Consider the following 12,727-nt stretch of genomic DNA (forward strand, 5'->3'; position numbering starts at 1 on the left):
ATAGTAAAAACTACAAATAATTGAGGCTAGAAAGAATAAATATGTAGTTTATGGCAGGAAAAAGTAAAGCAATAGGAGAAGAACTATATAATCAATGCAAGTTAGAATTAAAAAAATATGGAATAAGAGGAGAGATAGGAAGAAGGTTACAAGCAATAATATCAGCAAAGGAGTATGGTATCTCAAAAGTTGCTAAAATATATAGAATTACGAGAACGACATTAATGAAATGGATTGCAAGATTTAAAGAAAAAGGTGTTATTGGGTTTGCAATACAGCCAGGGCGAGGACCTAAACCAAAACTGAACGAGGAGAAGAAGGAAAAAATAAGAGAGGTAATAGAAGAAGATGGGGCAAATCTGACTGCTAAAAAATTGCAAGGTATAGTTGAAGGAATGTTAGCTATCAAAGTAAGTGAGTCAACGGCGAGAAGGCTTATGAAGAAGCTAGGATTTACATATATCACACCTCGTCCAGCACATTATAAACAAGACAAAAACAAACAAGAGGAGTTCAAAAAAAATCTCAATGAAATTGTGGAAAAGAACCGGAAAAAGGAGGTTTTTTTTCGATGAATCGAGATTTGGAACGCACTCAAAAGTTGGACATGGATGGTTTAAAAAGGGCTCAAGAACACAAGTTAAAGTAAAAATCGGAAGAGAAAACTTCTATCTTTACAGCGCTGTAAATCCCAGGAATGGAGAGGATATTAGCCTACTTGCTCCACATGTAAACACAGATTGCATGAACATATTTTTGGAGCAGATGTCGAAAGATTTGGGGACTAGAGAAGCTTTTCTTATCATGGATTGCGCAAGTTGGCATAGGTCTAAAGGTTTAAAAACTCCTGAAAATATCACCATAATTTATTTGCCGCCGTACTCGCCTGAGCTCAATCCTGTGGAAAGATTTTGGCAACATTTAAAGGAAAATATAATAAAGAACAAGATGTATGACTCTATTAAATTACTTGAAAATGCTGTATCTGAATTTATTCGAGATATTACGGAAAGTTCGATCAAAACCATTTGCTCTGTGAATTATTTGTCTAGTTATTTATGAGGGTTGGTATAACCTTCTTCCTATCTCTCCTCTTATTCCATATTTTTTTAATTCTAACTTGCATTGATTATATAGTTCTTCTCCTATTGCTTTACTTTTTCCTGCCATAAACTACATATTTATTCTTTCTAGCCTCAATTATTTGTAGTTTTTACTATTTGTCTATCTATTAGTGGAGATTGGTATAAGTAAGAAGTGTGATGCTCAAGATAAAAAGAAATTCACAGAAAGATTGAATATATATTTGGATAGAATTAGCAAGGGGGAGCAGAATGCAAAAGAATTTTTAAATAGCGATTTCTCTGGTGCTTTTTTTAATGGACCTCACGTTGGAAAAAATCGCAATATTCATCAGAATCTTAATATTAAAATTAAACCTGGACAAACTTTAGAAACCGGTAGCTTATTCAACAAAAAAAGTGAATTAGAAAGACAAAAAATATACAACGAAAAAGGTAAAAGAATAGCAACGATTAAGAAGAATGAGAAACAACAGAGGAACTACTCCTTTACAAAATTTGCACTATGTAACATCGAAATTAGTTGGGGTGCAAAAGATGAATCTGGAAAAGACCTTAACTGTACTGTTGTTTTAAATATCAATTCTGGTAAAATTAGTATTGGAAAATCAACTATTAACGGTAAAGATGTTGAACCAAAAGAAATTTTAGAACTAGCTAAGCAAAACGAGGCTGTGCTTATAAAAGGTAAAGCTTTACGTGAAGTTTTAGCAGAACATTTCATTAAGCAGACACCATGTGAGGAAAAAGAGAACATACAACCACACGAGAATATCATTGTACCTGATTCTGGTGCACCTAGCTCGGCTATTGATGAGGAAATAACTGTAGAGCATTCGTCCGGAAAGCAGCAAGGAAGGTAGACAAAGTAGGATAATAAGGATAATCATAGAGAAAAAGTGAGTTTACAACAAATGGTGTCATGAAAGTAGCTACTGTACGAACATTTGTTTGCGAAGAAATGTTATAGCAGGTTTTGCCTCAAACACAAAGGTGTCATTCCAGTAGCCTCCTTCCCCCGTCATCCCAGTGCTTGACACTGGGATCCAGATTGGGCACTAAGTTGGTAAACACGAAAGCGCTTTACAACGTTTTTGATGGAACTGTGCAAAAGGACTGGATTCCAGTGTCACGCACTGGCATGACACCCATTGTTCCTATAGTTGTCTTTTCTCGTCTACCTTATTTTGCCACTCTGCTGAACAGATACTGACTTGGAAACAAAGGAGGCTGAACCCTTTTCAAAACCTTTTATCTATTGTTTCTTAAACCACTCTCCTGAACGGAGACAGTTTAGGCTGTTATGCCTGGCGGCTTTGTTGGAATAAGTTTTTCAACATTGCTAACAATAAAATCAGTTATACTGTCAGCTACCTTATCGAATTTATTGTTTATATCTTTTCCTATTTCTTCATTTTTAACATATTCGTGTAGAGCTAAAGCAGTTATAGCTGCACATGCTGCAATTAAGCCAGTTTGTGCTATAATGAATAGTGATAATCCTCCCACAAGTATAGATGTTAATCCAATAGCTAGGTTTATAATTTTACTTTGTGTTGTTTGTTGTGCTGCCTCTGCTTTCTTTTCTTCAAGAACATTTGATATTGTTTTTGAGAGAATTTTTATCGCGATTGTTGCAATTGCGATCATAGCTAATCCTATGGCTATTTTTGCTAAGAGAAAAAATGATGGCAACACCATCGTAAAGAATAGTAACCCAGCTCCTGCAATTAGTAACTTGTTTTTAGGTTGGATCTCACTTGCAAACATAATAACCCCTCTATTTTCTAACACTAAGTTATATCTAATATAAAATACGGAGATAGTCAACATATTTTATGAAAGGGCACATTAAAAATTTTTTTCATATTGTTCTTCGCCGCCTCGTGGTTAAATTTGGAATTTTAGAAAGAGTTACGTATTATTTGAAATTCTTGTATACTGTTTTGAATTGGTTAAATAGATAATGAAGTGCAGGACGCAGTTTTAATTTTACAAGATGGTAAATGCTTTTGGGGAAAATCAGTAGGTAAAAAAGGCAAGTGCATAGGCGAGGTTTGTTTTACCACTGGTATGACCGGTTATCAGCATACTATAACTGATCCTTCTTTTGCCGATCAAATTATAACGTTCACTTTTCCTCATATTGGTAACATTGGAATAAACCATAAGGATAATGAAGGAAAGAAAATTTTTGCAAGTGGTGTGGTTATGCGTGAACTTTCTTCTATGTCCCACCCTTCTTCATATATCAATTTAAATGATTGGTTAGAGAAAAATAACGTGATTGGGATATCAGGAGTTGATACTAGAGCTTTAACAAGACATTTGAGAGAACATGGATCTCAAAATGGAATGATATGCTCATCGAGTAAGGCGCATGCGTTGGACAAATTGAAGGAATACAAACCTGTAAATGGGATAGAAATAACTAATAAGGTTAGCTTAAATAACAGTTTTGAAAATAATAGACTAGCGGAGCACTTTGTCATCCAAGTAGCTGACTACTCGGATCCAGCAAAAAATATATGGATTCCAGTGTCACGCACTGGAATGACATCAGATAGAGCTATTGACCTTAATGCAAAATATAGGATTGTAATCGTTGATTTTGGCGTAAAAATCAGTATAATTTCACGCTTAATAGAACTTGGTTGTACAGTTGAATTAATCAGACCAAGCACAGGTTTTGCTCAAAAAGTGTTGAGTATGAATCCAGATGGTATAGTGCTTTCAAATGGTCCTGGTGATCCGCAAGAAATAGGAGAAAGTGTAGTTTCAGAAATAGACATTATTATAAAATCTAAAATACCAATTTTTGGCATATGCATGGGCCATCAATTACTTGCGATTACTTTGGGAGCAAAGACCATCAAGATGGATATTGGTCACCGAGGGAGTAACCATCCAGTTTATGATGTAATTAGTGGAAAAGTTGAGATCACTAGCCAAAATCATGGTTTTGTTGTTGATTCAGCTTCTCTTCCAAGTAATGTTGAAATTACTCACATGTCTCTATTTGATAATAGTGTAGAGGGAATAATGATGAAGGATTACCTAGTCTTTTCTGTGCAATATCATCCAGAAGAAGCGCCAGGTACGCATGATTCGCATTATTTGTTTAGACGTTTTATTGACAATATTGTGTTGTATAAAATGAAATCTGCATGATTTTAATTAAGGTAGGTTTTATTGCTTGATTTTTTAATTTTAGGCGTTTAGTATTAAATACAATAAGAGCTTAAGTTAAGATGCTAAAATAGTATTCTCTTAACAAATTTTTGCGGAGGAGTGACCGAGTGGTTAAAGGTAACAGACTGTAAATCTGTCCGCGTGAGCGTACGTAGGTTCGAATCCTACCTCCTCCATGTGCGGGTATAGCTCAATGGTAGAGCTCTAGCCTTCCAAGCTAGTGACGTGGGTTCGATTCCCACTATCCGCTCTTTTTTTTGTTGTATTTTTATAAAATCAACATATTATTTATTGATGTATTTGTATTTTAGGTAGAAAAGTTTAAATTATGACAGCAGTAGTGGAAGCATTTGGAAAGCCACATGTAAATGTGGGAACAATAGGACATGTGGATCATGGGAAGACAACGTTAACAGCAGCGATAACAAAGCATTATGGAAATTTTGTAGCGTACGATCAGATAGATAAGGCGCCAGAAGAAAGGAAGAGGGGGATAACAATAGCAACAGCGCATGTTGAGTATCAGACGGAAAAAAGGCATTATGCACATGTTGATTGTCCTGGACACGCTGATTATGTAAAGAACATGATAGTAGGTGCAGCACAGATGGATGCAGCGATATTGGTAGTGTCAGGGGTTGATGGGCCAATGCCACAAACAAGAGAGCATATATTGCTGGCGAAGCAGGTAGGTGTTGGATATATCGTGGTGTATATAAATAAAGCTGATGTTGCTGATGCTGAGATGATGGATTTAGTCGAAATGGAAGTGAGGGAATTGCTGAATAAATACGGATTTCCAGGGGATGAAGTGCCTGTTGTGGTTGGTTCAGCACTCAAGGCGCTGGAGGATGACAGCAGCGAATATGGAAAGAAATCAATAGATAAATTGATGGAAAAGTTAGATGAATATGTAGCGGTTCCACCAAGGCCTGTGGATTTACCATTTTTATTGCCAATCGAAGATGTATTTTCGATATCTGGGCGAGGAACGGTGGTAACAGGAAGAATAGAGAAAGGAGAAATAAAGACGGGAGAAGAGATAGAGATAATAGGCCTGAAAGCGACGCAAAAGACGATATGCACAGGTGTAGAAATGTTTAAGAAGTTGCTGGATAAGGGAAGTGCAGGACTCAATGTAGGAATATTGCTCAGGGGAACAAAAAGAGAAGAAGTGGAGAGAGGACAAGTATTAGCAAAACCGGGGACGATAACGCCGCATAGAAAGTTTAAGGCGGAGGTTTATATATTAAAGAAAGAGGAAGGAGGAAGGCATACACCATTTTTTGCGAATTACCAGCCACAGTTTTATTTAAGGACAACGGATGTAACTGGGAGCATAAAATTGCTAGATGGGAAGGAGATGGTAATGCCAGGAGATAATGTGAGTGTAGAGGTAGAATTGCAAGTACCGATAGCAATGGATAAGGGATTGCGTTTTGCGATAAGAGAAGGCGGTAGAACTGTTGGTTCTGGTGTTGTTTCTGAAATTTTGGAGTGAGTGTAGTAACTAAGATGAAGCAAGATATATATATTAACATTAAGGCTTTCGATTGTTCTTTGTTGGAGGAGTGTGTTCGAAAGTTTGTTGATGAATTAAAGCGGTCCAGTGCAAAATTATCTGGTCCGATTGCGTTGCCAAGAAAAGATTCTAAATTTATTGTTAACAGATCTCCTCACGTTGATAAAAAATCTCGTGAACAGTTTGAAATAAGAACTTCTAGGCGTTTGATTGTTTTACATGATCTTACTCCTACTATGATGCAGATGCTTAAAGGTTTATCTTTTTCTGCTGGTGTAGAAGTGGATTTAAAAGTTAAGGAAGTTAAGGTTTAGGAGAAGGAAATGAAGAGAATAAATTCGCTGAGGAGAATTGGTTTACTAATGATGAATATTGGTCATACTGCTATGTATTCTGACAAGAGTCGCATGGCTGTAACTTTATTGCATCTCAGCGAAACTTATATTATTGATATAAAAGGGCAAGATAAGTGTGGCTATAATTCAGTCATTTTAGGCACAGGAGATTTTAAAAATATAGCAAAACCTCAGTTGGAATATTTAAAGAAAAAGGGTATAAATAATAAATGTAAGTTATACGAAAGCAGATTAAATGACCTGTCGGAAATAGAATGTGGTAAAAAAGTGGGAATCAATCATTTTGTGGTTGGTCAATATCTTGATATTACGGGTTATTCTATAGGTAAAGGATTTGCTGGTGTGATGAAGCGGCATAATTTCAGTGGGCTTAGGGCATCTCATGGTGTTTCTATTGCTCACAGATCACAAGGTTCCACTGGCCAATGTCAGGATCCTGGTAGAGTGTTCAAAGGAAAGAAAATGGCTGGTCATTTAGGTAACAGCAGGATAACTGCACAAAATATGAAGATAGTGTCCATTGATCATGAAAATAGTATAATTGCTGTGAAGGGTAATAATGTTCCTGGGTTTAAAAATTCCTATGTTTTTGTAAGAGATGCAGTTAAAAAATCTTTACATAAAGATGTTCCTTTTCCGGTAGGTCTGCTATTAGATGTAAATGATGATGCTAGTAATGTGGTAAGTTAGTTATGGAATGTAATTTAGTTAATCTATCTAATAATAATGTAGGTACTGCTCAGCTCAATCCTTTGATATTTTCTGCTAAGCAAAAATTGAGTATTTTGCATGATATAGTGAAATGGCAATTAGCGAAGAGAAGAGTTGGTACTCATAAAACAAAAGGTATCAGTGATGTCTCTGGTACAACAGCTAAACCTTATGGTCAAAAACGTACTGGTAGGGCAAGACAAGGGAGCTTGCGATCTCCTCAATTTAGAGGTGGTGGGATTATTTTTGGCCCTGTTGTGAGGAGTCATACTTATTCTCTTAATAAGAAAGTACGCAAATTTGGTTTAAAAATTGCTTTATCTCTAAAGTATTTAAATAATCAAGTAATTATTCTGGATAATTTAAATATTGATGTGAAGAAAACGTCTGAAATGTGTGAATGTATTAAAAATTTTAAATTTTCTTCCTTTTTGATAGTTGGTGATTATGGAGATGATTTGTTGCGTGCGGCTAAAAACTTGCACTATGTAGACTTAATCAAACCTATTGGGTTAAATGTTTTTGATATATTGAATCACGAATGCGTGATGTTGACAAAGGATACTTTAAAGCATCTTGAAGGTAGATTGTTATGATCAAATATAATAATATAATAAAGTCTCCTATAATTACAGAAAAGGCCTCTTTTTTGAGGGAGAAGTTTAATAAATATTCTTTGTATGTTTTTGTAAATGTAAATAAGCGTCAAATAAAGTTGGCAATAGAGTCTCTATTTGATGTTAAAATTTCTTCTATAAATGTTGTTAGAATTAAGCCTAAATATAGGCGTTTTAGGGGTGTGATTGGTTGTGAAAAACAGAGAAAGAAAGTTTATTTTTCTTTGATGGATGGTCAAAAATTAGATATAATGAGCGTTTAATATGGGTATGAAATTTTTTAATCCTGTTACTCCGTCTTCTCGTGGGACTGTATTAGTAAGTAAAGTTGGTTTATCAAAAGATGAGCCAGAAAAGTCTCTTACATCTGGTAAAAAGTCCAGTGGTGGAAGAAATAATCATGGTAGAATTACAACTCGTCATAGAGGTGGTGGTCACAAAAAGAAGTATAGAGTGATAGATTTTAAGCGTAATAGAAGTGGTCAAGGTATAGTTGAAAAAATAGAGTATGACCCAAATAGAAGTGGATTTTTGGCGTTAATATCATACAAGGAAGATGATATTAAGTCTTATATATTAGCTCCTCAAGGTATGAAGCCAGGTGATGTTGTTACAGCTGGGAATGATGCTGATATTTTGCCAGGGAATTGTTTGCTACTCAAGCATATACCTGTTGGTTCTTTCGTTCATAATGTTGAGCTGAAGCCAGGTAATGGTGCTGCGGTTGCTAGAGCTGCTGGTTGTTATGCACAAATCGTTGGTCGTGATGGCCAATATGTTTTATTACGACTCAGGTCTGGTCAAATTAGGTTGATTTTATCTTCTTGCAAGGCTACTATTGGTGTAGTATCTAACCCTGACCATAAGAATAGAAAATTGGGTAAAGCTGGGAGAAGCAGGTGGCTTGGGATTAGACCTACTGTACGTGGAGTTGCAATGAATCCGGTTGACCATCCTCATGGAGGCGGGGAAGGAAAAACCTCTGGTGGTCGTCATCCTGTTACTCCTTGGGGTGTTGCAACAAAAGGAAAGAAAACTCGGAGGAGAAATAAATCTAGTGATAAGTATATAAAACAATTGAAAGGTTAGTTTATGAGTAGATCTGCGTGGAAGCCTCCTTTTTGTCATCCTTCTATATTAAAGTCGGTGAATAATGCTTTAAACAAGGGGTTTGTTAACATGGCTATAAAAGTTCATTCCAGGGCTTCTGTAATTCTTCCTAATTGTTTAGGTTTAAAGTTTGCTGTTTATAATGGTAAGGATTACATTCCTGTGAATGTTAATGATCAGAATATGATAGGTCATAAGTTTGGTGAGTTTTCACCCACTCGTAAATTTACTGGGCATAGTGGTGATAAAAAGGCGACAAGAAGGTAATTGATATGAAAAACAGAGATGTAATAGTTAAAGCTGGTTCTAGGGTTTTAAAATCAACTCCTCGTAAATTGAATTTGGTTGCTGGTTTAGTACGTAATAAAAAAGTTTCTTTTGCCACTGTGCAATTAAGATTTTGTGAAAAGAAAGCTGCGGGTCTTATAAGGAAGGTATTAGATTCTGCGATTGCTAATGCTCAATATAATTATGGATTGGATATCGATAATTTATATATAAAAGAAATTTCAATAGGTAAGTCTCTTACTTTGCGTAGGGTATGTCCAAAAGCTATGGGTAGAGCTAATAGAGTTAATAAACGTTATAGTAATATAACTGTAAAATTGGGGGAAATTATATGATTCATAAAAATAGAAAATTAATAAGGAAAATGCAAAAGTATGGGAAACGTTAATCCTAAAGGATTTAGGTTAAAAATAATTAATACCTGGTTATCTGTTTGGTATGCTGAGAAGGATTATAAACAAGGGTTGCATCAAGATTTATCTGTTCGCAGTTATATAAATGAATCTTTTAAGCATGCTGGTGTTTCTAAAGTAATTATAGAGCGTACGATCGATTCGGTGTCTGTAATAATACATTCTTCTAAGCCTGGAGTGGTAATAGGTAAGAAAGGCTTAGGTATTGAGGAGATAAAGCAAAAAATAGCTGAAAAAGTAAAAAAGAATGTAAAAGATGTAGACGTGAATGTATTAGGGGTTAAAAGGTCTGAAATAGATGCAGTTTTAATATCAAACAGCATCGCACAACAGTTAGAAAAAAGGGTTTCATTTAGAAGAGCGATGAAAAAAGCTATTCAAAGTTGTTTGAGGATGGGTGCTAGAGGTATTAAAGTAAGTTGTTCTGGGCGCCTTGGCGGAGCTGAGATAGCTCGTACTGAATGGTATAAAGAAGGTCGTTTGCCTTTACACACTTTACGTGCTAATATAGACTATGCTTTTTGTGAAGCAAAAACTATATATGGTATTATAGGGGTTAAGGTTTGGGTTTATATTGGTAATTAAGGTAGATTGAGATGTTTGTTCCCAAAAAGAGTAAATATAAGAAGGTATTTAAGGGGCGAATTAAGGGTAATACGAAAGGTGGTAGCACATTATCTTTTGGGGATTATGGCTTAAAAGCTGTAGAAGTAGGTAGGATTCAGTCTAAGCATATTGAAACTGCAAGGCGTGTAATATCTAGAACATTAAAACGTTCTGGTAAAGTGTGGATAAGAATTTTTCCTGATACCCCTGTTAGTAAAAAGCCAGCAGATGTGCGTATGGGTAAAGGGAAAGGTAGTGTTGAATTTTGGGTATTTAAAACTAAGCCAGGTAGGATATTGTTTGAAATTAGCAGTGATGTCCCCATGCATTTAGCAAGATTGGCGCTTGAAAAGGCAACCGCTAAGCTTCCTATGAAGTGTAAATTTGTATCTAATCATAATTAAATGGAGTTGCAATGGATATAGCTGACATTGAATCGAGGTCCTCACAAGAGTTGCATGAAATTCTTGTAAATTTGAGAAAAGAGTTTGTTAATTTGGTTTTTCAAAAGAAGTTGGGGCAGTGCAACAATATTTCACGTTTTAGCTTAATAAGAAAGAGCATAGCTCGTATTCTAACTATATTAAATAAAAGAAGAAGAGAGGGAAAGAATGCCTAAAAAGGTTTTTTGTGGTACTGTAACTAAGGCTGAGTGTGATAAGACTGTAAAGGTTTCGGTATTACAAGTGTATAAGGATGAGCTGTATAAAAAGGTTATAAAAAAATACAAGAAGTATACAGCACATGATGAGAATAATAGTTGTAAGAAAGGGGATAAGGTTTTAATACAAGAACATAAGCCTATTTCTACTACTAAAAAATGGGTTATTGTTAATAGCTCAAATTGAATAGGATATTTATATGATTCAAAAAAATACATTGTTGGAAGTAGCTGATAATTCTGGTGCGCGTGCAGTGCTTTGTATTGGTTTATTAGGTGGTAGAAAATCTGCATCTATAGGTGATACGATTATTGTATCTACTAAGTCTATTCACCCGAAAGGAAAGGTTGAAAAAGGAAAAGTATATAAAGCCGTTGTTGTTAGAGTGAAAAATGGTATTAAGAAATCTGATGGCTCTGTAATTCGTTTTTCTAGCAATGCTGTAGTTTTGATTAACGATCAAGGTGAACCACTTGGCACTCGGGTGTTTGGTCCGGTAAAAAAGTTATCATCTGGTTCTTTTATGAAGATAATGTCATTAGCTGTTGAGGTTTTATAATGAGTGCTAAAATAAGAAGTGGTGACGATGTTATAGTTTTAACTGGTAGAGATAAGGGAAAAATTGGTAAAGTGATTAAAGTTGTGGTACGTGATACTAAAAGAAAGGTAATTGTTCCTGGAGTAAATGTACATAAGAGACATACTAAGCCAAAAGCTGGTAGTAGTGGTGGTATATTAAATAAAGAGTTAGCTGTTGATATATCCAACGTTGCGACATTGGACCCTAAATATAAAACTCCGACTAGAGTGGGGTTTAAGGTTATAGACGGTAGAAAAGTGCGTTTTGCAAAAGTTTCTGGAGAAGTGATAGATTAGGTTGATATGTTTAAAGAATTGTATAAAGATAGCATAGTAAAATCCTTAAAGGATGAGTTTAATTACGGCAATATAATGCAAGTACCTAAACTTATCAAGGTGTGTATCAATATGGGCGTTGGAGATGCTGCTACAGATAGTAAAGCAATAAATGAACCACTTGATAGCCTATATTTGATTGCAGGGCAAAAGCCTGTATCAACTTTTGCAAAAAAATCTATTTCTGGCTTCAAGATCAGAAAAAGTGCTACAGTAGGTTGTAAAGTAACTTTGCGTAGAGATAAAATGTATGAATTTTTAGAAAGATTGATATATATTGCTTTGCCAAGGGAAAAAGATTTTAGAGGGTTTAGTGTGAAGCAATTTGACGGTAATGGTAATTTTTCCTTTGGTATAAAGGAACACATCTCGTTTTTAGAAATAGACTATGATAAAATAAGTAAAATTATAGGTATGGACATTAACATTGTAACAACTGCGGCTAGTGATAAGGAAGCAAAAGAATTATTACTGGCTTTTAAGTTTCCTTTTTTTGATTAATTGAGAGGAGAAATATATGGCAAAAAAATCTATGATAGAAAGAAATCTTCGCAGAATAAAGCTGTGTGATCAATATAAAGAAAAAAGAGAAAAATTGAAATCTATAATAAATAATAAGAATTTGTCTATTGTAGAAAGGTTTACAGCTCAAAATAAATTAATTAAAAAATTGCCTAGAAATTCTTCTAAAACCAAAATTAGAAATAGGTGTGCTTTGACTGGGAGACCAAGAGGAGTATATAGAAAATTTGGTTTATGTAGAATTGTTTTGCGTGATTTATGTTCTTTTGGGCAAGTTCCAGGAGTTACAAAATCTAGTTGGTAAATATAATATAAGGAGTATATTGTGGCGTTATCTGATAGTATTGGTGATTTTTTAACAAGGATACGTAATGCTCAATTAGCAATGCATAGGGCGACAAGGGTACTATTTTCTAAGATGAATTCTTCTATATTGGAGATTTTAAAAGAGGAAGGGTATATCCTTGATTATGAAAAGCAAGTTGTAGATAATTTGCCTTCTTTCATTGTAAAATTGAAGTATTATGAGAAATCACCTGTAATTAGTGACATAGTTAGGGTATCAAAGCCTGGTTGTCGTCGTTATTCTAAGTATAAGGACATTTCTAAAGCATATAATGGTCTTGGTATTTTTATTATATCGACACCCAAAGGAGTGATGACTGATTATAATGCACATAAGTTAAAGGTTGGTGGAGAAGTTTTGTGTCGTGTGTTTTAAATAATAGGAG

At 34.9% G+C, this 12,727-nt stretch carries 21 protein-coding genes and 2 tRNA genes; 22 read left to right on the forward strand and 1 reads right to left on the reverse strand.

Going from position 1 to position 12,727, the window contains the following annotated elements; all coding sequences use genetic code 11:
• Positions 1-50: 50 nt before the first annotated feature.
• Together NBW37_RS01275 and NBW37_RS01280 are read left to right on the forward strand one after the other, a co-directional pair.
• Positions 51-1,062, forward strand: a protein-coding gene (locus NBW37_RS01275; RefSeq protein ID WP_250295836.1) for an IS630 family transposase whose coding sequence is annotated in 2 segments (ribosomal slippage) — positions 51-563 and positions 565-1,062 — 1,011 coding nt in all. Because the reading frame shifts where the segments join, the coding sequence is not laid out codon by codon here.
• Between the two features lie 172 nt (positions 1,063-1,234).
• On the forward strand, positions 1,235-1,945 hold the full coding sequence (locus tag NBW37_RS01280; RefSeq protein WP_250296612.1) for a hypothetical protein: 711 nt from the start codon (positions 1,235-1,237) through the stop codon (positions 1,943-1,945).
• A gap of 430 nt (positions 1,946-2,375) precedes the next feature.
• Here the strand turns inward: NBW37_RS01280 and NBW37_RS01285 are convergent, their stop codons facing one another.
• On the reverse strand, positions 2,376-2,852 hold the full coding sequence (locus NBW37_RS01285; protein ID WP_250296613.1) for a hypothetical protein: 477 nt from the start codon (positions 2,850-2,852) through the stop codon (positions 2,376-2,378).
• A gap of 201 nt (positions 2,853-3,053) precedes the next feature.
• Between NBW37_RS01285 and carA the strand changes: the two genes are divergently transcribed.
• The 20 genes from carA (at position 3,054) to rpsH (ending at position 12,717) form a co-directional block, all read left to right on the forward strand.
• Positions 3,054-4,253 (forward strand): glutamine-hydrolyzing carbamoyl-phosphate synthase small subunit, encoded by a 1,200-nt coding sequence (gene carA / locus NBW37_RS01290; protein WP_250296614.1) that lies wholly within the window; start codon positions 3,054-3,056, stop codon positions 4,251-4,253.
• Between the two features lie 114 nt (positions 4,254-4,367).
• A tRNA-Tyr gene (locus NBW37_RS01295) sits at positions 4,368-4,450 on the forward strand.
• A gap of 3 nt (positions 4,451-4,453) precedes the next feature.
• A tRNA-Gly gene (locus NBW37_RS01300) sits at positions 4,454-4,524 on the forward strand.
• A gap of 78 nt (positions 4,525-4,602) precedes the next feature.
• Entirely contained in the window at positions 4,603-5,775 is a 1,173-nt protein-coding gene (gene tuf / locus NBW37_RS01305) for an elongation factor Tu (protein WP_250296088.1), read from the forward strand.
• Between the two features lie 14 nt (positions 5,776-5,789).
• On the forward strand, positions 5,790-6,110 hold the full coding sequence (gene rpsJ, locus NBW37_RS01310) for a 30S ribosomal protein S10 (protein ID WP_250296615.1): 321 nt from the start codon (positions 5,790-5,792) through the stop codon (positions 6,108-6,110).
• Between the two features lie 9 nt (positions 6,111-6,119).
• Complete coding sequence (gene rplC / locus NBW37_RS01315; RefSeq protein WP_250296616.1) at positions 6,120-6,842, forward strand: 50S ribosomal protein L3; 723 nt, start codon at positions 6,120-6,122, stop codon at positions 6,840-6,842.
• Between the two features lie 2 nt (positions 6,843-6,844).
• Positions 6,845-7,459 carry a 50S ribosomal protein L4 gene (gene rplD, locus NBW37_RS01320; protein ID WP_250296617.1) on the forward strand — a complete coding sequence of 205 codons (615 nt, stop codon included), beginning with the start codon at positions 6,845-6,847 and terminating at the stop codon, positions 7,457-7,459.
• Positions 7,456-7,743 carry a 50S ribosomal protein L23 gene (locus tag NBW37_RS01325; RefSeq protein WP_077188180.1) on the forward strand — a complete coding sequence of 96 codons (288 nt, stop codon included), beginning with the start codon at positions 7,456-7,458 and terminating at the stop codon, positions 7,741-7,743. Before rplD ends, NBW37_RS01325 begins: the two co-directional genes overlap by 4 nt.
• 1 nt (position 7,744) lies before the next feature.
• Positions 7,745-8,569, forward strand: a complete 825-nt coding sequence (gene rplB, locus NBW37_RS01330; RefSeq protein WP_250296618.1) for a 50S ribosomal protein L2 — start codon at positions 7,745-7,747, stop codon at positions 8,567-8,569.
• Positions 8,570-8,572: 3 nt separating this feature from the next.
• On the forward strand, positions 8,573-8,857 hold the full coding sequence (rpsS, locus tag NBW37_RS01335) for a 30S ribosomal protein S19 (RefSeq protein ID WP_006279181.1): 285 nt from the start codon (positions 8,573-8,575) through the stop codon (positions 8,855-8,857).
• A 5-nt stretch (positions 8,858-8,862) separates the two neighbouring features.
• The gene (gene rplV / locus NBW37_RS01340) at positions 8,863-9,213 is read left to right on the forward strand and encodes a 50S ribosomal protein L22 (RefSeq protein ID WP_250296619.1); all 351 of its coding nucleotides are present in this window, start codon (positions 8,863-8,865) and stop codon (positions 9,211-9,213) included.
• 39 nt (positions 9,214-9,252) lie between these two features.
• The gene (gene rpsC, locus NBW37_RS01345) at positions 9,253-9,876 is read left to right on the forward strand and encodes a 30S ribosomal protein S3 (protein ID WP_250296620.1); all 624 of its coding nucleotides are present in this window, start codon (positions 9,253-9,255) and stop codon (positions 9,874-9,876) included.
• Positions 9,877-9,887: 11 nt separating this feature from the next.
• Positions 9,888-10,301, forward strand: coding sequence for a 50S ribosomal protein L16 (rplP, locus tag NBW37_RS01350; RefSeq protein WP_250296621.1), 414 nt, complete (start codon positions 9,888-9,890; stop codon positions 10,299-10,301).
• An 11-nt stretch (positions 10,302-10,312) separates the two neighbouring features.
• Positions 10,313-10,516, forward strand: coding sequence for a 50S ribosomal protein L29 (rpmC, locus tag NBW37_RS01355; protein WP_164224761.1), 204 nt, complete (start codon positions 10,313-10,315; stop codon positions 10,514-10,516).
• Positions 10,509-10,745: a 30S ribosomal protein S17 gene (gene rpsQ, locus NBW37_RS01360; protein ID WP_250296622.1), complete on the forward strand. Its 237-nt coding sequence runs from the start codon at positions 10,509-10,511 to the stop codon at positions 10,743-10,745. The genes rpmC and rpsQ overlap by 8 nt, the downstream gene beginning before the upstream one ends.
• 13 nt (positions 10,746-10,758) lie before the next feature.
• The gene (rplN, locus tag NBW37_RS01365; protein ID WP_250296623.1) at positions 10,759-11,118 is read left to right on the forward strand and encodes a 50S ribosomal protein L14; all 360 of its coding nucleotides are present in this window, start codon (positions 10,759-10,761) and stop codon (positions 11,116-11,118) included.
• Positions 11,118-11,435, forward strand: coding sequence for a 50S ribosomal protein L24 (gene rplX / locus NBW37_RS01370; protein WP_370273118.1), 318 nt, complete (start codon positions 11,118-11,120; stop codon positions 11,433-11,435). The genes rplN and rplX overlap by 1 nt, the downstream gene beginning before the upstream one ends.
• Before the next feature lie 6 nt (positions 11,436-11,441).
• A complete protein-coding gene (gene rplE / locus NBW37_RS01375; RefSeq protein WP_250296624.1) occupies positions 11,442-11,975 on the forward strand; it encodes a 50S ribosomal protein L5 in 534 nt (177 codons plus the stop codon).
• A 16-nt stretch (positions 11,976-11,991) separates the two neighbouring features.
• On the forward strand, positions 11,992-12,300 hold the full coding sequence (rpsN, locus tag NBW37_RS01380; protein WP_064124653.1) for a 30S ribosomal protein S14: 309 nt from the start codon (positions 11,992-11,994) through the stop codon (positions 12,298-12,300).
• A 21-nt stretch (positions 12,301-12,321) separates the two neighbouring features.
• Entirely contained in the window at positions 12,322-12,717 is a 396-nt protein-coding gene (gene rpsH / locus NBW37_RS01385; RefSeq protein ID WP_007551150.1) for a 30S ribosomal protein S8, read from the forward strand.
• Positions 12,718-12,727 lie beyond the last annotated feature (10 nt).

It is taken from the genome of Wolbachia endosymbiont of Oedothorax gibbosus (genome assembly GCF_936270145.1).
Taxonomy (GTDB): domain Bacteria; phylum Pseudomonadota; class Alphaproteobacteria; order Rickettsiales; family Anaplasmataceae; genus Wolbachia.